Source organism: Actinomadura formosensis, from assembly GCF_050948385.1.
Taxonomy (GTDB): domain Bacteria; phylum Actinomycetota; class Actinomycetes; order Streptosporangiales; family Streptosporangiaceae; genus Spirillospora; species Spirillospora formosensis.
On the sequence record NZ_CP192011.1, the window covers coordinates 6,788,662 to 6,806,782 of the forward strand.

At 68.1% G+C, this 18,121-nt stretch carries 18 protein-coding genes, 1 tRNA gene and 1 pseudogene; 16 read left to right on the top strand and 4 right to left on the bottom strand.

Going from position 1 to position 18,121, the window contains the following annotated elements; translation table 11 throughout:
• Nucleotides 1-6 precede the first annotated feature (6 nt).
• The 6 genes and pseudogenes from ACQP1N_RS31800 to ACQP1N_RS31825 all read left to right on the top strand — a co-directional run.
• Nucleotides 7-1,800, top strand: a pseudogene (locus ACQP1N_RS31800) (IS481 family transposase); the annotation flags it as partial.
• 288 nt (nt 1,801-2,088) lie between these two features.
• Nucleotides 2,089-2,376: a hypothetical protein gene (locus tag ACQP1N_RS31805; RefSeq protein ID WP_433227939.1), complete on the top strand. Its 288-nt coding sequence runs from the start codon at nt 2,089-2,091 to the stop codon at nt 2,374-2,376.
• Between the two features lie 201 nt (nt 2,377-2,577).
• A complete protein-coding gene (locus ACQP1N_RS31810; protein ID WP_433227941.1) occupies nt 2,578-2,865 on the top strand; it encodes a hypothetical protein in 288 nt (95 codons plus the stop codon).
• A gap of 163 nt (nt 2,866-3,028) precedes the next feature.
• Nucleotides 3,029-3,403, top strand: a complete 375-nt coding sequence (locus tag ACQP1N_RS31815; protein ID WP_433232890.1) for a DUF397 domain-containing protein — start codon at nt 3,029-3,031, stop codon at nt 3,401-3,403.
• 328 nt (nt 3,404-3,731) lie between these two features.
• On the top strand, nt 3,732-4,148 hold the full coding sequence (locus tag ACQP1N_RS31820) for a helix-turn-helix domain-containing protein (protein ID WP_433232893.1): 417 nt from the start codon (nt 3,732-3,734) through the stop codon (nt 4,146-4,148).
• Between the two features lie 1,030 nt (nt 4,149-5,178).
• On the top strand, nt 5,179-6,396 hold the full coding sequence (locus ACQP1N_RS31825) for a helix-turn-helix domain-containing protein (RefSeq protein WP_433227942.1): 1,218 nt from the start codon (nt 5,179-5,181) through the stop codon (nt 6,394-6,396).
• A 227-nt stretch (nt 6,397-6,623) separates the two neighbouring features.
• On the opposite strand, the gene ACQP1N_RS31830 is transcribed toward ACQP1N_RS31825, so the two are convergent.
• On the bottom strand, nt 6,624-7,004 hold the full coding sequence (locus ACQP1N_RS31830) for a GntR family transcriptional regulator (protein WP_433227943.1): 381 nt from the start codon (nt 7,002-7,004) through the stop codon (nt 6,624-6,626).
• Between the two features lie 124 nt (nt 7,005-7,128).
• On the opposite strand from ACQP1N_RS31830, the gene ACQP1N_RS31835 reads away from it, so the two are divergent.
• The 9 genes from ACQP1N_RS31835 to ACQP1N_RS31875 all read left to right on the top strand — a co-directional run bounded on the left by ACQP1N_RS31835 (nt 7,129) and on the right by ACQP1N_RS31875 (nt 13,750).
• Nucleotides 7,129-7,470 (top strand): hypothetical protein, encoded by a 342-nt coding sequence (locus tag ACQP1N_RS31835; RefSeq protein ID WP_433227945.1) that lies wholly within the window; start codon nt 7,129-7,131, stop codon nt 7,468-7,470.
• Between the two features lies 1 nt (nt 7,471).
• Nucleotides 7,472-8,806, top strand: a complete 1,335-nt coding sequence (locus ACQP1N_RS31840; RefSeq protein ID WP_433227946.1) for an FtsK/SpoIIIE domain-containing protein — start codon at nt 7,472-7,474, stop codon at nt 8,804-8,806.
• A gap of 106 nt (nt 8,807-8,912) precedes the next feature.
• Nucleotides 8,913-9,212, top strand: a complete 300-nt coding sequence (locus ACQP1N_RS31845; protein WP_433227947.1) for a hypothetical protein — start codon at nt 8,913-8,915, stop codon at nt 9,210-9,212.
• Nucleotides 9,209-10,099, top strand: coding sequence for a DUF2637 domain-containing protein (locus tag ACQP1N_RS31850; RefSeq protein WP_433227949.1), 891 nt, complete (start codon nt 9,209-9,211; stop codon nt 10,097-10,099). The genes ACQP1N_RS31845 and ACQP1N_RS31850 overlap by 4 nt, the downstream gene beginning before the upstream one ends.
• An 18-nt stretch (nt 10,100-10,117) precedes the next feature.
• The gene (locus tag ACQP1N_RS31855; RefSeq protein ID WP_433227950.1) at nt 10,118-10,543 is read left to right on the top strand and encodes a hypothetical protein; all 426 of its coding nucleotides are present in this window, start codon (nt 10,118-10,120) and stop codon (nt 10,541-10,543) included.
• Entirely contained in the window at nt 10,543-10,833 is a 291-nt protein-coding gene (locus ACQP1N_RS31860) for a hypothetical protein (protein WP_433227952.1), read from the top strand. The genes ACQP1N_RS31855 and ACQP1N_RS31860 overlap by 1 nt, the downstream gene beginning before the upstream one ends.
• A gap of 99 nt (nt 10,834-10,932) precedes the next feature.
• Nucleotides 10,933-12,339: a replication initiator gene (locus ACQP1N_RS31865; RefSeq protein ID WP_433227954.1), complete on the top strand. Its 1,407-nt coding sequence runs from the start codon at nt 10,933-10,935 to the stop codon at nt 12,337-12,339.
• On the top strand, nt 12,321-12,500 hold the full coding sequence (locus ACQP1N_RS31870; protein ID WP_433227955.1) for a helix-turn-helix domain-containing protein: 180 nt from the start codon (nt 12,321-12,323) through the stop codon (nt 12,498-12,500). The genes ACQP1N_RS31865 and ACQP1N_RS31870 overlap by 19 nt, the downstream gene beginning before the upstream one ends.
• Nucleotides 12,500-13,750: a tyrosine-type recombinase/integrase gene (locus tag ACQP1N_RS31875; protein WP_433227957.1), complete on the top strand. Its 1,251-nt coding sequence runs from the start codon at nt 12,500-12,502 to the stop codon at nt 13,748-13,750. The genes ACQP1N_RS31870 and ACQP1N_RS31875 overlap by 1 nt, the downstream gene beginning before the upstream one ends.
• Before the next feature lie 69 nt (nt 13,751-13,819).
• Here the strand turns inward: ACQP1N_RS31875 and ACQP1N_RS31880 are convergent.
• The 3 genes from ACQP1N_RS31880 to ACQP1N_RS31890 all read right to left on the bottom strand — a co-directional run bounded on the left by ACQP1N_RS31880 (nt 13,820) and on the right by ACQP1N_RS31890 (nt 16,523).
• Nucleotides 13,820-13,892, bottom strand: a tRNA-Thr gene (locus tag ACQP1N_RS31880).
• A 63-nt stretch (nt 13,893-13,955) separates the two neighbouring features.
• A complete protein-coding gene (locus ACQP1N_RS31885) occupies nt 13,956-15,440 on the bottom strand; it encodes an alpha/beta hydrolase (protein WP_433227958.1) in 1,485 nt (494 codons plus the stop codon).
• A gap of 252 nt (nt 15,441-15,692) precedes the next feature.
• Entirely contained in the window at nt 15,693-16,523 is an 831-nt protein-coding gene (locus ACQP1N_RS31890; RefSeq protein WP_433227959.1) for a GNAT family N-acetyltransferase, read from the bottom strand.
• A 141-nt stretch (nt 16,524-16,664) separates the two neighbouring features.
• On the opposite strand from ACQP1N_RS31890, the gene ACQP1N_RS31895 reads away from it, so the two are divergent.
• Nucleotides 16,665-18,074, top strand: coding sequence for an MFS transporter (locus ACQP1N_RS31895; RefSeq protein WP_433227960.1), 1,410 nt, complete (start codon nt 16,665-16,667; stop codon nt 18,072-18,074).
• Nucleotides 18,075-18,121: the final 47 nt, after the last annotated feature.

Consider the following 18,121-nt stretch of genomic DNA (forward strand, 5'->3'; position numbering starts at 1 on the left):
GTGGAGTTGAGCGTGGTGGAGCAGCGGTATCAGGCCGTGCTGCAGGTGCTGTCCGGGGCGAGTGTCACTGAGGTGGCGGGCCGGTTCGGGGTGTCGCGTCAGGCGGTGCACCGCTGGCTGGGCCGGTATCGAGATGAGGGCCTGGCCGGGTTGTCGGATCGCTCGTCACGTCCGGTCTCCTCGCCGTCGCGGACGCCTGCCGAGGTGGAGGCGCTGATCTGTGAGCTGCGGCGCAACCATCCCTCGTGGGGTGCGCGGCGTCTGGTGTGGGAGCTGTCCCGTCGGGGCTGTCGCGGGCCGGTGCCGTCGCGGGCCACGGTGCACCGGATCCTGGTGCGGCACGGCCTGGTGCAGGTCACCCCGCGGGGCCGGCGGCGCGAGGACTACAAGCGCTGGCAGCGCTCGGAACCGATGCAGCTGTGGCAGATGGACATCGTCGGCGGGATCATGCTGGCCGACGGCACCGAATGCAAGGTCGTCACCGGCGTGGACGACCATTCCCGGTACTGCGTGATCGCGGCCGTGGTGGCCCGTCCCACCGGCCGGGCGGTCTGCCTGGCCCTGGCCGGGGCGCTGGAGCGGTTCGGGATTCCCGATGAGCTGCTGACCGACAACGGCAAGCAGTTCACCGCCCGGTTCGGCCGCGGAGGGGAAGTGCTGTTCGACCGGATCTGCCGCGAGAACGGCATCGCGCACCGGCTGACCCGGCCCCACTCGCCCACCACAACCGGCAAGGTCGAACGCTTCCACCAGACCCTGCGCCGCGAACTGCTCGACGACCACGCCCCCTTCACCGGCATCGAGCACGCCCAGCGGGTCCTGGACGCCTTCGTGGCCGACTACAACACCGCCCGGCCGCACCAGTCCCTGGACATGGACCGCCCCGCCGACCGGTTCCAGCCCCGCCGCGACGACCAGCTCCCGCTGCGCCTGCCACCTGCACTGCGCCCCCTCCCCGAACCCAGGCCCGAACCCAGGCCCGAACCCGAGCTCGGGGTGGTGCCACAGCCTCGCCGGGAACCCGAACCCGCGCAGGCCGCGGGGCTGGTGCTGTCGGCCAACGGCATCGACCCGGTGAACCTGGCGGTGGAGTTCACCCGCCTCATCCCGGCCTCGGGCAACCTGACGGTCTGCGGCCAGCAGTTCTGGCTCGGCCCGCACCGCGCCGGTCTCACCCTCACCCTGCGCGCCGACACCGGAACCGTCGAACTGCTGACCGCCGGCACCAGGATCAAGAAGGTTCCCTCCCGGCTGACCACCCGGCACCTGCAGCAGTTGCTGGCCGGCGGCGGCTCCCGCATCGCCCCCCTGGCCCCGCCGCCGCATCCCGGGATGGGTGAGGCGATCGAGGTCGACCGCACCATCAACGGCTGCGGCCTGCTGTCGCTGGGCGGCCGCCAGCACCCGGTCGGCTACCACCTGGCCGGACGCCGCCTGACCGTCCGCATCGACGGTTCTGTGCTGCACCTGATCGACGGGCACACCCTGCTGCGCACCCTGCCCAACCCGCTCACCGGCGCCGACATCGCACGCATCCGCGACGCACGCCCCGCCGGACCCGGCCCCCGCCCCGCGGCCGAACCGGTCAGGGTCCAGCGCCGCGTCAGCAGCCGCGGCCAGGTCATCATCGCCGGCCAGAAGATCCAGGTCGGGATCGGCCACGCCGGAGCGACCGTGACCATCGAAGACACCGACGGCACCTTCCGCATCAGCCTCGCCGACCAGATCATCACCGAAGTCGCCCGCACCACCACCAAACCGATCGCCCGGTTCAAAGCCCGAAAACCCGAACACCACCGAACCGGCCAACCCGCCCCGCCCCAGACGGCAACCGCACTAACCTCAACCCAGGAACAACAACAGATCATCTAGCCGGAGTGTCACCCACCTCCCGAGCCAGATCTGTCACCAACCTCATGAGACCCGACACGGGCTTGCCCTTTTTGTCCGTGGCGCGGTCGGCATCCTGTGGGATGTTGCCGGATTCGGTCTCTTCCCTGGTCACGGGCGCTGGCTGTCACTTTTTCTCCGTGATCGCGCGCATCCCGGTCTTACTTTCCGGATGACGTATCCGCTGCGGAGGACGGGATGGCTGACGCGAGAAAGAGCCTGGAGGAGCTGGGCGGGGCACTCACGGACGCGGGATTCAAGGTTCGCCTAGCTGTAGATGACCCCCCGCTGCTTCACGTGGAGGGCATCGGGTCGGCCGAACTATGCGAGCAGATCGGATGTCGACTGAACCCGCTGGACGGCGAATTGTGGTTCCAGTGGTCCGCCCTAGAGGTGTTCCTCGGCCGCGCCTCCGATGTGCCCAGCGGGGTGGAACGGGTGAAGTACGTCTTGCAGGCACGGGCCGATGAGAAAAGCGCGGACTAATGCTCGCGCTCCGCGACCCGGACGGCAATGGAAATGAGGTGATGTGATGACCTCCGGCCGTGCCTCGTTGGCCATGCTGGAAACGCAGTTGTTTGCGCGTGGCCTCAAGGTCGAACTGACGGGGCAAGATCTCAAGCGCCGTGGACAGTGCGGCCTACCGCACGGTATGCGTTCTTTCGGCGCCCGGCCGAGAGGCGTCGCGTGAATGCTCTCGACCTGCCCGAGCGGCGGCTTGCCGCACTCGGTACACACTTGTCCGCACGTGGCTACCGGATTGATTTTCTCGGTACGCGGCTGAAAGTCAGCAACGTGCACGATTCGGAATGCTGCGCGCAGCGTCTAAGTGACACGGTCACGTGCCGCGCCCGGCAGGACGACGGGGGTCGGTGGTGGTACTTCACGTCCTGGGGTGAGCCGATTGCGCCGGCCGATCGGGTCACCGATGCCGCCGTTTCAATTCAGGGCTACTTGCCCTTGCCGAAGCGGTGAGTCGTGGGCGTATTTCCGGCAAGCGCAGATCACTGGCATGTCAGTACGTCACGGCTGGGAAAGTGGCAGGTCTTTCCCGAGCGTCATAACCGCGAAACGGCGATAAAAGCAGTGCGTGACCTCCTTTCTTACGACGGTCGTGTAAGTGGTGATCCCAGGTTCGGTGACGCCGTCCGCGCGATCGACAGCGGGTATTGCACGTACCGGATTGGCCGGGCATGCTACGCGGCTTTTGCGTGCGCATGCCCATCGCTCCCAAACGAATAGAGATAGCAAAACCTTGGAACCGCTGAAATTCCGAAAGTCGTCTCGATGTGCGGAACTCAATCAAGACGGCTGTGTCGAAGTCGCCTGCGGGCGGGGTTACTTCATCGTGCGTGACTCCAAGGATCCGAACGGCCTTGCGCTATGCATGCCGATTGCGGTGTGGAGAAACATCGCGCGAGCGATTCGCACTAACGCAACGTTTATGCAGGCCAGCAAACGAGAGATAGGAATCGCCGTCAATGACACAAACCATGCAAGATCCACGCATTAGGCCACCGGAAAACGGGAACGGCGATAAGCACAAGAAACGAATCCGCCGTGTTGTCCGCTGGATACGCAAGCAAGTGCGGGCCATCTCCAAAACCGGCTAGATAAGATCATTTGGGAAGGTGGTCATCCCCGGTCACTACCTTTCCTCTCCTGGGAAGGACGCGAGCACTGTGCGGAACCACCCTGGTGCGCCCGCTTGCGTCGCCTCGGCTCCTGCCTTCCATTTTTTCGGTGGGCAGGAGCCCGTCAAGCTCTCTGCACAGACTCAAGGGACGGCAGGCGGAACGGAAGTGGCAAGGGAAGAGAAGCGACGTCAAGAAATGATTCGAATGCGCCAGAGGCGCGGACTGTCGCAAACCGAAGCCGCTCGAAAAATTCGGGTTGACCTGGTCACGCTCCAGCGCTGGGAACTCGGCAAATGCAGCCCGCAACCCCGAAACATTGTTGAGATTTCGCGCGTCTTCCAAGTGTCCATATTGGAAGTGGAACGCTGGTTTGGCATGGAGCCGATGCCCAGTGATAGTAACTGGTGTCCCGATACCGATAGCAGGTTTCTTGACGGAACGACGCTTACCAAAACTATGGCTCTCATGCACGATGCCTATCGCGAAGGAATGGGGAGTGCAGGACTAACCAGGGGACAGATAGCCGCAGTGCAAGCGTACGCCGACCTCTACATTAAGGGCTTTAAGGAGGGGAGGAACGAGACAACGAGCCCACGCGCCCCTAACGGAGATACACAATAGAAGACGAGTTGGCGCCGATGTCCCGCAACGAGAACAGTTCAGTGTATCGCGATGGGGATTCACGCCCAGCATGGGCCATCCGCCTACAAGCGGAACGCGAGTCCAGGGGATGGAGTAAGCGCGAAATGGCTCGCCGTCTACTCAGGACTCCCCAGTATCGCAATTATGATCACGGATGCATTCTGAGGCAGATATACAGATGGGAAAAAGGAGAAGTTTTCCCGAGGCGGGCACAAACCGCCTTCGCTGTGGCATTTGGGATACACGTAGACCGCTTCAGCTTGAACGTTGCCGAATCTAATAGCGCACTGATCCGTGCAAAACAAGAAGCGCTGATCATCCGTGCCGCTTACCGCGAAGCGTTGCGGGCGGTTGGGTTACCGGAAGATCTGAGAGTGGAGATTGATAGATACGTCGCTCTTGACATCATGTCCAGGGAACCTACGTCCGAACGGGGGGCCTCCGTCCCCTCCCAGGGGGAACCAGGGGGCCGCACAGGGGAGCCAACTCCCGGGGTTTTCGCCGGATGACTCCCGCCCCAAGCAGACAAAGCAGTGCCGTAGCCGCAGGTCAAACGCGGTCCCGCCAACTTTGTTAGATCGGTATGCCTGGGCTTCGGTGAGGTGGTCAACGTCGGGGACATCCGTAACCCGTCAAGGCTGGAACGGCCGCGGTGCCCCTCCTGCTGCCCAACGGACGCGTCTTGACCGCGCGGTGAGCGCTGGGCGTGACGTGTCTGGGGTCTGACCGCCAGTGGTGTTCGGTCCGGCGGGAATGCCCGTCGGGCCTTCGTCGTGCTCGGGGCGCCGTCCGTCGATAAGTCGGCTCTCTGCTCTACTGGGGGCTTGGTGCCGTTCGTCCCGAGCATGCTTGAGGGGGTGGCGACCGTTCGGCGGTGACAGTGCCGGGAACTTTCGTCGTCGATCTTCTTCCTGGTCACGCAACCTGGAGGATAGGGACTGTCACTTTTTCTGCCAGTGATCGTCACTCCGGCGCCTACGTTGTCACTGTGGGAAAGGGAGTCTTCAACGTGAGTGAAGAGATGACCACGGGCCAGCGTGTTGCGCGGGCGCGTCGCCGTAAGGGCTGGGATCAGGCGACGCTTGCGCAGGAGATGGACCGTTCGGTCAGTTGGGTCACCAAGATCGAGAACGGGAGGCTTCCGCTCGATCGCGCAAGCGTGCTGGCCAAGCTCGCGAGAGTCCTGGATGTCGAGATCCCCGAACTGACCGGACAGCCGTACCGGCATGAGACGGCCGAACTCGACTCCGGCCACTCGACCATTCCGGAACTCCGGCTGGCTCTCCAGCGGGCGACCATGCCGGGCGGGGCCGGCCTGATCGGGACGCGCGAACCAAGCTCGCTCTCTGAACTCGCAGGGCAAGTCACACTGGCCGAGAAACTCCGGCAGGACGCTCGTTTCTCGGCGCTGGGTGACATCCTTCCGCGGATCATCACCGATCTGACCTTGCATGCCGCAGACCGGGGTTTGCCTGACCGCGACCGTGCCGAGTCGCTGATGTTGCGCGCGTGCCACATGGCGCGCGTGACGTCCAACTTGCTCGGTCACCATGACCTCGGCTGGACCGCCGTTCAACGCGAACTGGTGGCGGCTGAGCGGGTGGGAGCGCCGGAACTGGTAGCGGCGTCGGCGTGGGACCTTTGCGGGGTCTGGCTACATGAGGCTGCTCTCGACGGCGCCAAGTCGGCGGCACTGGCCGCGCTGGACGACATTGACGAACACTTGGGGGCCGGTGACCCGAACCTTCGGGCGCTGTCGGGTGCGCTGCATCTACGGGCCGCGGTGGCGTACTCTCGACTGCTGAACCGGCAGGAAGCGGAAAGTCACCTCAGTGAGGCTGAGCAGATCGCCGAAGAGCTTCCGCCCGGCGGCAACGTGTTCCAGACACAGTTCAACCGGGTGAACACCCGCATTCACGCTGTTGAGGTCAGTCTCGAACTCGGGCGTCCCCGCGACGTGACCTCGCGTGCCGAACAGGTCGAGGTCTCCGAGATCGCCTCGGGGGAACGGCAGGCGCACTACTGGACGTGCCGGGCGGCCGGGATGGCGATGAACCGCAAAGAGGACAAGGCGGTAGAAGCGCTTCTGACCGCTGACCGGATCGCGCCCCAGCACGTTCGAAACCGTCCGTTGGTGCGGAACCTCGTCCGGGACCTGCGTAGCAGCGGGAGGCACTCCAAGGGAGTGGAGGTCAGGGCGCTGGCAGCGCGCATGAGACTCGACTGACGGCCGTGACGGATACCACGCGGCGGGGCAGGGACGGACGTCACCTCGCCGCGATTGTCGGCACTCACCCATAGCGCAGACGTCGGCACGGACAATGACAAGAGGGGTAATGGCCACCAAGCCGGGGCTTACCGAGTTCGAGCGTCAGAGGCTACTCAAGGAGCTGGCGGAGATCTCAGCCGAGATGACGGCGACACAACGCCGCATGGCGCAGCTCTCCACGAAGCTCACAGGTCCTTCGTCCGTCTCTCAAGCTCGTCCAGCCTGAGATTCTGCCGCCGGAGATGCTCCCTGATCTCCTGGAGCTGGCCCCATAGAAGGGTGAACTCCTGGCTGGGCTCCTCGGGAGTGTCTCCGGCTTCTACACGCTCCGGCTTCGCTATGACGACGCTGGGGCTTCCCTGTCGGCTCTGAATGAGCCCTTCCTCGCGAAGCACGGTCAAGGCGCGCTCCACCGTGGCCTTGGCCGCGTCGAACCGCGCGCTCAGAGCGGCAATGCTCGGGAGCGTCTCCCCTACCGGGTAGCGCTCTGACGCAAGGTCCTGCCGCAGCTCATCCGCGATGCGGACGTAGACCTTCCTCCGGTCCACGTGGCCATGTTTGCCCATGTCAGCAGCATAGCCCTTCAACGCAGGTTCCTGGGTTCATAGGAAAGTTCTGGCCAAAGGGTTTACAGTCATACTTTCCTAGGTAACCTGTGTTTGCAGGAATCCGAAGTGACCTGGAGGTCTCGTGCGCAACATCCCTGTGGACATCTCCGCTCTGTCGTTCGTGTGCGTGTCGCCGGCGCGCCCGAAGCTGGTGAACCAGGAGACAGGAGAGGTCAAGCTCGACAAGAACGGTGAGGCGGTCTATCAGGTGGGCCTGTCGGCGGCGAACGAGGGGGGCCGCGTGGACCTGGTGACAGTCGCGGTGACCGGCGACCCGGGCTTGACGCTCGGACAAGTGGTCACGCCGGTCGGCCTGGTCGGCTTCTACTGGGAGCAGACCATCAACGGCGAGAAGCGGTCGGGCGTCTCATTCCGCGCTGAGCGGGTCGTCCCCGTGGGCGACGTGGCCGCGGCGGCTGCCTGAGATGAGCGACACAACCGCCTATCTGGTGCTCGGGGTCCTGGCCGCTGCGGCGGCCGGGCTCTGGGCCTGGCGCCGCTGGCACCCGGCCTCGTTCTGGTACGGCGTCGCCTTCCCGCTGCGCGCGGTGCTGGTGTATCTGACGTGGCATCACGTTGCCTCGGGCTGCAAGCTGACCCGGCAGCGGCGCCGGTTCCGGCTCACCCTCGACGCTATCCCGGTCGTCGGGCCGGCGGCGCGCAACGCCGCGACCGTGGTGGAGCACAAGCGGCGGGTGCGGCGGGTCGATGTCGAGCGCGCTCCCCGCCTCGGCGTCCTGCGGCCGACCCGGCTCGGCTGGCGCATGCGGCTGCGCCTGCACGACGGGCAGGTTCCCGCCGACTATGAGAAGGCGGCTGAGGGCATCGCGCACGCCTGGCGCGTCCACTCGGTGCGCGTGGTCGACGTCCGGCCCGGCTTCGTCACCCTGTGGGCGACGATGCGTGACCCGCTGGTGGACGTGGTCACCACCCCGGAGACCGGCGAACTGCTGACCGTGCGCCCCGGCAAGCTGGAGAACGGCCGTGACTGGCTGATGGACTTCCGGACGGTGCCGCATTGGCTCAACGCCGGGGCAACGCAGTCGGGCAAGTCCAACCTTGCCAACGCCCTCATCAAGGGCCTGGCTCCTCAGCCGGTCGCGCTGGTCGGGTTCGACCTCAAGGGCGGGGTGGAGTTCACCCCCTACGCCCCGCGGCTGTCGGCGCTGGCCACCACCCGCAAAGAGTCGGTGGACCTGCTCTCCGATCTAGTGGGCGAGGTCGAGAACCGCATGGCGCTGTGCCGGGCGCACGGCGCCCGCAACGTCTGGACCCTGCCGGAGGACCTGCGGCCGGTTCCGATCGTGGTCCTGGTGGACGAGGTCGCCGAACTGTTCCTGATGGCCGACAAGTCCGAGAAGGACAAGGTGTCGCGGACGGCTACCTCCCTGCTGCGGGTCGCCCAGCTCGGCCGGGCGTTCGCCGTCCACCTGATCGTCTGCGGGCAACGCATCGGCTCCGACCTCGGCCCCGGCGTCACCGCCCTGCGCGCCCAGCTCTCCGGCCGGGTGTGCCACCGGGTCAACGACCCCGAAACCGCCACCATGACCCTCGGCGACCTCGACCCGGCCGCCCTGGACGCCGCCCGCGCCATCCCCGCCGAGACACCCGGCGTGTGCATCGTCGCCGGTCAGGACGGCACCTGGCACCGCGCCCGCTCGGTCTACATCCCCGAGCATGAGGCCGAGCAGGCAGCGCGGGAGTACGCGCACCTGACCCCGGACTGGGACGCGCTGATCGGCTCGGTCCCGGCCGCATAACCGGCCCGGCCCTCCCTCTCCCTCCCTTGAGCGGCTCGGCGTGAGCCCTGATCGCGCCACGTCCCTACCCGCCCCATGCCCCAAACCCGTCCCTGGAGGCTGCCCGATGGTCGCCCGCATCCGTGTCCTTCGTCCTCGTCCTCGTCCCCGGTTCACCGTCGTCCCGTCCCCCTCATCCCCGTCCTCGGGGTCGTCCCGGTCGTCGGTGGTGTCGTCCTGGGACGTGTGGCCGGTCGGCGTCGAGTGGGACGAGTTCCGGTCCCTGCACGTCGCCCGCTGCCAGCGCTGCGCCGAGTCGTTCGCCTCCTCGTCCTGCGGCGAGGTCGACGGCTGGGCCGACGCGCACCGCTGTGACCCGGAACTGGCCGCGCTGCTGGCCCTGGTCACCTCCCGGCGGGCGGCATGACCCGGCGCGTCCTCGGCGCGGTCGCCGACTCCGGGCCGGTGGTGGTGCTGGCCGGAATCGCGGCGGCGGGCTCGTTCACCCACATCCGCGACACCGCCACCGAACACGGTCAACGCGGCTGGATGGCCTGGGCCATCGCGGTCTGCATCGACCTGACATGCGTCATGGCGGCCGGAGAACGCCAGCGCGACAAGCGCACCGGACGGGAGACGGGGCGGCTGTCGTGGCCGACCGTCGTCCTCGTCGGCGGTGTCCTGCTCTCTCTGGCCGCGAACCTGGCACAGGCCGACCCGTCGGTGTGGGGCTGGATCACCGCCGGGACCCCGGCCGGGGCGTTCCTGGTCGCCGTCTCCATGCTGGAACGCCGAAAGGCCGGCCCCCGACCGGCGGTTCACCCCTCGCCCCGTCCGGCCGCCGACGTGTCGCCGGTCCCGGACTCCTCCGGCCGTCCGTCCCCGTCCCCGTCGCCGTCCTCGTCCGGCCCGTCGGACTCCTCGCCCTCGCTCTCATCCTCGTCCCCGTGGGTGGTCTGGGAGCGCCCCACCACTCCCGCCGCTGCCGCGCCCGTCCAGAACAGCCAGGACGACCAGAAGCCGGGCGAGGACGAGCAGGACGGCCAGACCTCCATCCCCATCCCCGCCGATCCCCCCGCCTCAACGCCGTCCGCCTCGTCTCCCCCGTCCCCGTCGGGCTCGTCGGGCTCGTCGGGCTCGTCGGCTCCGGCGGGGCCGCTGGTCGACTTCGCACGCCGGATCGCCGCCGAACACCAGACCGAGCACGGGCGGCCCATCACCCGTGACGCGCTCCGCGCCCGGCTCGGGGTCTCCAACCAACTCGCGAGTGACCTGCTCCGCCAACTCCGCACCGAAACCGCGCCCGTCTCCTGACCACTGGAGGAACCCGAAATGACCGCCCACACCACCCCGACCGGCCAGACGGCCCCGGTCGTGTCCGGTGACCTATTCGCCCGCCACCAGGTCATCAGCGGCCTGCGCGCCCTGGCCGACTTCCTGGAGGCCAACCCCGGCGTGCCGGTCCCCGAGTACGGCGACACCGTCGACGTCTTCACCCGCCATTGCGACGACACCTGTTCGGCCGCGCTGGTCGACCACGTCGCCGCGCTCCTGGGTGTCCCCGTCGACGACGACCGCCCCAACGGCGGCCACTACAAGGCCGCCAAGTCCTTCGGCCGCATGGCCTACCGCGTCATCCACATCCCCGACCGAAGCCGCCGCGAGCACGAAGCGGAAATGAGCTACCGCGCCAACATCCGCCTCGACCCCGACCAGGACGACCAGGACGGCGACCAGGGCACCGGGCGGGCCGCCTGATGACGGTCGAGAACCTGTCGACGTGGCGGCTTCGCTGCCGGGCCTGCAACGTCACCGGCGGCGGACTCGGCTGGGTGACCCTGCTCGCGCTCCGGGGTGGTCCCTCGTGCTCGGCCTGCGGCTCAACCGAGGTGACCGCGCAGGACTCCGCGACCGGGTCGGCCATCGCCTTCCCTCGTCCGCTCGCCCCGGTCGGCCAGTGGTGGCAGTGCTGCAACTGCGGCGGGACCGGCCTGGACTCCTACGGCGACACCTGCCCGCACTGCTCGGGCCTGGGCAACTGCCAGTGATCTGAGCGCCCCCGGCGTGACCGCTCAACCGCCAAGTCACGCCGTCACGTCGGGGGCCATCCCCTGTCCCGCATGAATCGGTTAGGAGACCCCTTCATCGTGCCTCACCCTGTCGTCACGCCGCAGGACGCCCGGCTGATGGCGAAGATCATCGACCGGCCGGACTTCGAGCGCTGGGCCGCTCGTGCCCGCGCAACCGGCGGTTGCGCTCAACCGGTCTTCCTCACCGGAACCGTCAAGCACGTCCACACCGGTACCGGGGAACTGCTGCACAGCTACTCCACCGACACCGAACCCGACGGCGCGCTTCCCGTGGCCTGCAAGACCCGGCGGGCCTCCCGGTGCCCGGCCTGCGCCGAGATCTACCGGGCCGACACTTACCAGCTCATCCGGGCGGGCCTGGCCGGTGGAAAGGGCATCCCCGAAAGCGTCTCGGGCCACCCGGCCGCCTTCGTCACCCTGACGGCGCCCTCGTTCGGCCCGGTCCACGCGCGGCGGGCGCGCAACGGCGGACGCCTCCAACGCTGCCACCCACGGCGGAACGCCAAACCGTGCCCGCATGGCGTGGTGGCCTCCTGCGCCGTCCGGCACTCCGACGATGACCCCCGGCTCGGCGAACCGCTGTGCCCCGACTGCTACGACTACGCCGGGTCGGTGCTGTTCAACGCCCTGGCGCCGGAACTGTGGCGGCGCTTCACCCTCGCCCTGCGCCGCTACCTCGCCAAGTCGGCCGGACTGACGCACAAAGAGTTCCGCGAGACGCTGGCGGTCTCGTTCGCCAAGGTCGCCGAATACCAGCGTCGGGGCGTCGTCCACTTCCACGCGGTCATCCGCTTCGACGGACCCGGCGGTCCGGCCACGCCCCCGCCCGGCTGGGCGAACGTCCGGCTCCTGGAGGACGCCGTCCGGCACGCCGCCGGCGCCGTGTCGGTCACCACTCCGGCAGCACCTGGCATCCCGGCCCGGTCGCTGTCCTGGGGGCCGCAAGTCGACATCCGGGCCATCACCTCCTCGGGCACGCTCACGCAACAGGCCGTAGCGGGCTACATCGCCAAATACGCCACCAAGGCCGCCGAATGCGTCGGCACCCTCGACCGGCGGCTTCAACCCTCTGACGACCTGGCCGCGTTGCCGATCACGCCGCACGCCCGGCGGCTCATGAACGCATGCCTGACCTTGGGTGCGCTGGAGGAGTTCGCCGATCTCCGGCTCGTCCAGTGGGCTCACATGCTCGGGTTCCGGGGCCACTTCTCGACCAAGTCCCGCTGCTACTCCACCACCCTCGGCGCGCTGCGGGCCGCACGCATCGCCTACGTCCGCGAGCAGTTCCCCGGCTGGCAACCACCCGACGACCAAGACCCTGGCCTCGTCCTCGCCATCGGCGAATGGCGCTTCCACAGCCAGGGCCTCACACGCGGCGAAGCGCTCGTCACCGCCGCACTCACCGGAAGACCCCTACCGTCCGCCGTCTCTTCGAGGAGTCCCGCGTGCCCAAGCTCCTGCTGACCGTCCCGGAAGCCGCCAAAGCCCTGGCCATCTCCCGCAGCAAGCTCTATGAACTGCTCGCCTCCGGTGTGCTGCGCTCGGTCCGCATCGACGGTTCGCGCCGCATCCCGCTCAACGCCCTGAACGACTACATCGACGCCCTGATGGAAGAGGCCGCCTGATGACCGACTCCGCCAGCTCCGACAAGCCGCGCAAGCCGTCCAAGAGCACGCCGGGCAAGGGTCGGCCCAAGCTGCGCGACGGGGTGATGAAGCGCGGCAACACCTGGTCCTACGTCATCCGCGTGACCGACCCCGAAACCGGCATCTCAAAGCCCAAATGGGTCGGCGGCTTTACTACCGAGGACGCCGCGAAAGAGGCGCGGGACGAAGCACGGGTCAAGGCGCGGCGCGGTGAGTACATCGACCGCAACGCCATCACCGTTGCCGAGTACCTCGACCAGTGGATTGAGTCGCACGCCGTTGAGATCCGGCCGCGCACGCTGGCCAGTTACCGCACCATGATCCGGCTCTACATCAAGCCGCACATCGGCGGCCTGCGGCTCCAGTCCGTACGCCCGGCCCGAATCACCAAGCTCTACCGCGACCTCCTGACGGGCGGCGGCGAGGACGGCAAGGCACTCGGTATCTCGACCGTCCAGCGGACGCACGCCATCCTCCGTAAGGCGTTCGGTGACGCCGTCCTGGTCGATGAACTCATACCGTCCAACCCGGTCGAGCGGGCCAAGCGGCCAAAGGCGGCGGTGAACGAACCCGGCGCGGTCTGGACGACCGTGCAGCTCCGCGCCTTCCTCGGGGCCGTTCGTCGGCATCGGCTGTTCGCCTTCTACCACCTGGCCGCGTACACGGGCGCGCGGCGCGGGGAACTGCTCAATCTGCGGTGGTCGAGTATCGACCTGGACGCGAAACAGATCACGATCAGCGGGTCCACGGGTGTCGTCGCCGGCGAGCGTATCGAGGGGGCGACCAAGAGCGGGCGGTCTCGGGTCGTGAGCATCGATGACGAGACCGTGACCGTGCTCCGGGATCACCACAAGGCCCAGGTGGCTGACAAGCTCCTCGTCGGTAAGAAATGGCGGGGCGGCGATGACGGGTACGTGTTCGCTACCGGCTGGGGTGACCCGATCCATCCGGATACGGTCGGCTGGCTGATGACCAAGACCGTCCGGGCCTATAACGCCCCCAAGGAGGGGCCGCGTCCGGCTGAGCCGCTCCCCCATGCTCGGGTTCACGACCTTCGGCACATTCACGCGACGACTCTGCTCCTGGCGGGCGTGCCCGTCCACATCGTGGCCGCTCGGCTAGGGCACGCTGACCCGGCCATCACGCTGAGGGTCTACGCGCATGTGATCAGGTCGGCTGAGGTGGCTGCGGCGGACGTGTTTGCTCGGGTGATGAACGAAGCGGCGTAGACGACTGCTGTTAGCAAGCCTGTTAGCAAAAGCCCTCTTGCGAAGATCGCAAGAGGGCTTTGAGCTGGGAGCCGCCTGTCGGAATCGAACCGACGACCTATTCATTACGAGTGAATCGCTCTGCCGACTGAGCTAAGGCGGCTTGCCATGCGGAACACGGCTAGGTGAAGTCTAGCGGGTGTCGGGGGGTGGGTGCGCACGGGTTTCAGCCGCAGGTGGTTCCGTCCTTGGGCGGGTCGGTGGTGATGAGGTAGTCGTCGGTGGCCTTGGTGATGCAGGGGTTGCCCTGCAGGTAGGCGGTGTGGCCGTCGCCGTTGAAGGTGAGGAGGACGCCGCTGGAGAGCTGGTCGGCCAGGTTCTGGGCCCACTTGTAGGGGGTGGCGGGGTCGCGGGTGGTTCCGATGACGACGATGGGGGCGGCGCCCTTGGCGGTGATGGGTTTGGGTTCCTGCTTGGTCTGGACGGGCCAGTAGACGCATGGGAGGCCGCCCCAGACGACGAAGGCGCCGAAGCGGGGGGCGACCTTCTTGGCCTTGTCCGCGTACTTCCCGTAGGCGGCCAGGTCAGGCGGGTTGGGCTTGTCGACGCAGTTGACGGCCATGTTGGCGTCGGTCTGGTTGCTGTAGGTGCCGTCGGGTTTGCGTTCGACCATCTCGTCCGCGAGGGCCAGGAGGATCGTGCCGTCCGAGTTCTGCATCGCCTGGGTGAGGGCCTGGCGTAGGACGGGCCAGTACTCCTTGACGTAGAGGGCCCTGGCGATGCCCATCACGGCCAGGGCCTCGGTGACCTTGCGGGAGTCGCGCGTGTTGGTGAGGGGCTTGTGGTCCGTGGCGGAGAGGAAGGACTCGACCTTGGCCACGACCGCGTCGGCGGAGCCGCCGAAGGGACATGTTCCCGGCTTGACGCAGTCGTCGGCGAACGCGCGGAGGGCGGTTTCGAACCCCTTCGCCTGCTCGATCAGCAGTTCGGTGGAGGAGAGGCGGGGGTCGACGGCACCGTCCAGGACGAAGGCGCGGATGTTCTTGGGGAACTGTTCGGCGTAGAAGGCCCCGAGATAGGTGCCGTAGGACGCGCCGTAATAGGTGAGCTTGGAGTCTCCTAGGGCGGCACGGAGGACGTCCATGTCGCGGGCCGCGTCGGCGGTGCCGACGTAAGGGAGTTCTGAGCCGGCCTTGGTCTTGCAGTGCTGGGCGAACTTCTTGCCTTCGGCGGCGAGGGCGGCCGTTTCCTTCGGGTCGTCGGGGGAGGCGTCCGTGGCGAAGAACTCGTCGAGCTGGGGGCCGGTGTTGCAGCGGACGGGGTCGCTGCCGGCCACGCCGCGCGGGTCGAAGCCGACGATGTCGAAGCGGCGGCGCAGGTCTCTCCCGAACGTCCTGCCGGCCTGCCGGACGAAGTCCACACCGGACCCGCCCGGGCCGCCCGGGTTGGTGAGCAGGGAGCCGATGCGGTTGGACTTGTCCTCGGCCGGCAGCCTGATGACGTGGATGTCCACTTTCTCGCCGGACGGCTTGGCGTAGTCCAAGGGGACCTGGACGGTCGCGCACTGGAACCCGTTGCCGCAGCCCTTCCAGGATGGTTTCTGCCCGTAGAAAGACCCGAGCCCCGCGGGGACGCTCGTCGACGGGCTCGCCTCCTGCTCGTCGCCGTCGCTGCATCCGGTGACCGTGGCCAGTGCCAGCACTGTGGCCACGCCGATGAACTTCGCTGCCCGCACCTGGACCCCGTCTCGTCATAGCGGCACGTACGCCGCCGCCTACGCTACGTCGGCAGAGCGGCGAGGGCCACATCCCTCCATGCCCGTGTCCGACGCCGTTGACCAGCCGGTTGACCCCTGCCCACGGGAAAACACCCATCTTCCGGGCGACCGCCCCGAAGCAGCGGCATGACGGTCTGGGGCACGTCCTTGCCGGCGAGCGTTGCACAACCGCGGGTGCGATGCCTGTCAGCCGAGGGCCTGGGCCACGGGGAGGTAGAGGCGGGCCGGGTCGTTCGTGATGGGCTCGCCGTACTCCATGATCGTCGTGGTGAACGCGGGGCGCAGACCGTGCCGCTCCGCCCAGCCGATCAGCTCCGGGTGACGGTGGTCGATGTCGAGCCTTATCGGGCCTTCGGGGACGACTTCCTCCACCAGCGCGAGCGCGGTTTCGGTGTCCTGCGCGATGACGGGGCCGACGATGACCACGCCGTCGTTCTTCCACGCACCGCCGTAGCCCACGACCCCGGTCTCGTCCCGGACGACCCGTAGCGTCTCGCAGAACGTCGGCAGCCCTTCGACCAGCTGCGACCGGTCGGCGCCGAAGACCTCGGTGTCGAGCGCATGGATTCCAGGCATGTCGCTTGCCTCTACCGGCACGGTCACACCCCGCTTGGACGGCCCGTCCGACTCACCCTTATACGTCGTGCACAGCCCCACGGCCCTGAACCCCAGCCGCTCGTACAGGGGGCGCCCGTACTCGGTGGCGGTCAGGCAGAGGCTGGCCGTGCCCGCGTTGTCCATCGCGTGGCGCATCAACCGGCCGCCCAGGCCACGCCGCTCGAACCGCTTGGCGACAAGCACCATGCTGATGGCCGTGACGTCCTTGCCGTATGGGGTCGACACCACCGTCCCGGCGAGTTCCCCGTTTCCGTCATCGATGCCGTAGACGTCACCGACCGAGAACAGGAACCGCCACTTGTGGTCTTCACGGCCCCATTCGCGGTCCTCGGCGAGCCGCTGACAGGCCCCAAGGTCGTCGATCGCGAGCAACCGCACGGCTCCGTCCAGCACGCTCATGGCCTGGACGCTAGATCGTCCCCAACCATCTCCACAACCGAATTACACGCGGCGAAGCCGGCGGCATTACCCCACGCGTTATCGCCTTCACGACCTCCCTCACGCGATCGTCGGGGAACGCCCGACGATCCGAGGGGGACCATGTCGCACACCGCGATTCCGGAGGCGGGAAGCCGTCCCGGGGAGGCCGCGCGGCCGCACGCCGCGTCCACCGGCACGCTGCTCGTGCTGCTCACCGGCATATTCATCACCACGCTCGACTTCTTCATCGTCAATGTGGCGATTCCTGATATCCAGGCCGATCTGGGTGCGGGCACGACCGCGATCCAGTGGGTGGTCGCCGGGTTCGGGCTGGCGCTCGGCGGCGGGCTCATCACCGGCGGACGGCTCGGTGACCTGTTCGGACGCCGCCGGATGTACGCGCTCGGCCTGGCCGTGTTCACCGCCGCGTCGCTCGCGTGCGGGGTCGCGCCGTCCCCGGGCACGCTGATCGCCGCCAGGGTCGTACAGGGGATCGCCGCGGCGCTGCTGATGCCGCAGGTCCTCGGCATCATCAACGCCGCCTTCACCGGCGAGCGGCGCACCCGCGCGTTCACCGCCTACGGGCTGGCGCTCGGCCTCGGCGGCGTTTTCGGGCAGCTCATCGGTGGTGCGCTGATCCAGGCCGACGTGCTCGGCAGCGGGTGGCGCAGCATCTTCCTGATCAACGTCCCGGTCGGCGCGGTGACACTGGCGCTGGTCCGCCGGACGGTCCCGTCCCAGGCCGCCGCGCGGAACACCCGTCTGGACGCCGCCGGAACCGTCCTGGTCACGCTCGGCCTCGTCGCGCTCGTCCTGCCGCTGATCGAGGGACGCCGGCTCGGCTGGCCGGCGTGGACGTGGGAGTCGCTCGCGGCAGCGGCCGTCCTGCTGGCCGCGTTCGCGGTGCACCAGCGGCGCCTCGACCGGCGCGGTGGCGCACCGCTGGTCGCGCCCGCGCTGTTCCGCGAGCCCGCGTTCCGGGTCGGCAGCGGCCTCGCCCTCGTCTACACGCTGGCCATGGCGTCCTTCTTCCTCTACCTCGCCCTCTACCTCCAGCAGGGACGCGGGCTCAGCGCCCTGGAGTCGGGCCTGCTGTTCGTCGCCCTGGGCGCCGGCTACCTCGCCGCGTCCACCCGGGCCACGGCCGTCGCCGCGCGGCTGGGACGGCAGGTCCTCGCGCTCGGCGCGCTGATACAGGCGGCCGGCTGCCTGCTGCTCATGGACGCCCTGGGGCACGGCATCGCCTGGCTCATCCCGGGCTTGGCCCTGGCCGGGGCGGGCATGGGGTTCGTCGTGGCGCCGCTGTCCGCGCTCGTGCTGTCCGGGGTGACGGACCGGCACGCGGCCTCGGCCTCGGGCGTCCTGGCCACGGCCCAGCAGGTCGGCAACGCCCTGGGCGTCGCGGTGGTCGGCATCGTCTTCTACGGAGCCGCGGGCGGCGTTCCGGACGCCTTCCGGGCGTCCCTCGTCCCGCTCATTGCCTTCTGCGTGGCTACCGCGGCCCTTGCGCAGTTGCTCCCGCGCCGGTGAGCCGGGTCGGCACACGGTGAGATCAGCCGGCGTCGCCGGGCCCGGTT

What these genes read in the sequence shown, in the direction of transcription:
- ACQP1N_RS31805 (WP_433227939.1), top strand. Translation starts at nt 2,089, where the DNA reads ATGGCTGACGCGAGAAAGAGCCTGGAGGAGCTGGGCGGGGCACTCACG.
- ACQP1N_RS31820 (WP_433232893.1), top strand. Translation starts at nt 3,732, where the DNA reads ATGCGCCAGAGGCGCGGACTGTCGCAAACCGAAGCCGCTCGAAAAATT.
- ACQP1N_RS31830 (WP_433227943.1), bottom strand. Translation starts at nt 7,004, where the DNA reads ATGGGCAAACATGGCCACGTGGACCGGAGGAAGGTCTACGTCCGCATC.
- ACQP1N_RS31840 (WP_433227946.1), top strand. Translation starts at nt 7,472, where the DNA reads ATGAGCGACACAACCGCCTATCTGGTGCTCGGGGTCCTGGCCGCTGCG.
- ACQP1N_RS31845 (WP_433227947.1), top strand. Translation starts at nt 8,913, where the DNA reads ATGGTCGCCCGCATCCGTGTCCTTCGTCCTCGTCCTCGTCCCCGGTTC.
- ACQP1N_RS31850 (WP_433227949.1), top strand. Translation starts at nt 9,209, where the DNA reads ATGACCCGGCGCGTCCTCGGCGCGGTCGCCGACTCCGGGCCGGTGGTG.
- ACQP1N_RS31855 (WP_433227950.1), top strand. Translation starts at nt 10,118, where the DNA reads ATGACCGCCCACACCACCCCGACCGGCCAGACGGCCCCGGTCGTGTCC.
- ACQP1N_RS31860 (WP_433227952.1), top strand. Translation starts at nt 10,543, where the DNA reads ATGACGGTCGAGAACCTGTCGACGTGGCGGCTTCGCTGCCGGGCCTGC.
- ACQP1N_RS31875 (WP_433227957.1), top strand. Translation starts at nt 12,500, where the DNA reads ATGACCGACTCCGCCAGCTCCGACAAGCCGCGCAAGCCGTCCAAGAGC.
- ACQP1N_RS31890 (WP_433227959.1), bottom strand. Translation starts at nt 16,523, where the DNA reads ATGAGCGTGCTGGACGGAGCCGTGCGGTTGCTCGCGATCGACGACCTT.
- ACQP1N_RS31895 (WP_433227960.1), top strand. Translation starts at nt 16,665, where the DNA reads ATGTCGCACACCGCGATTCCGGAGGCGGGAAGCCGTCCCGGGGAGGCC.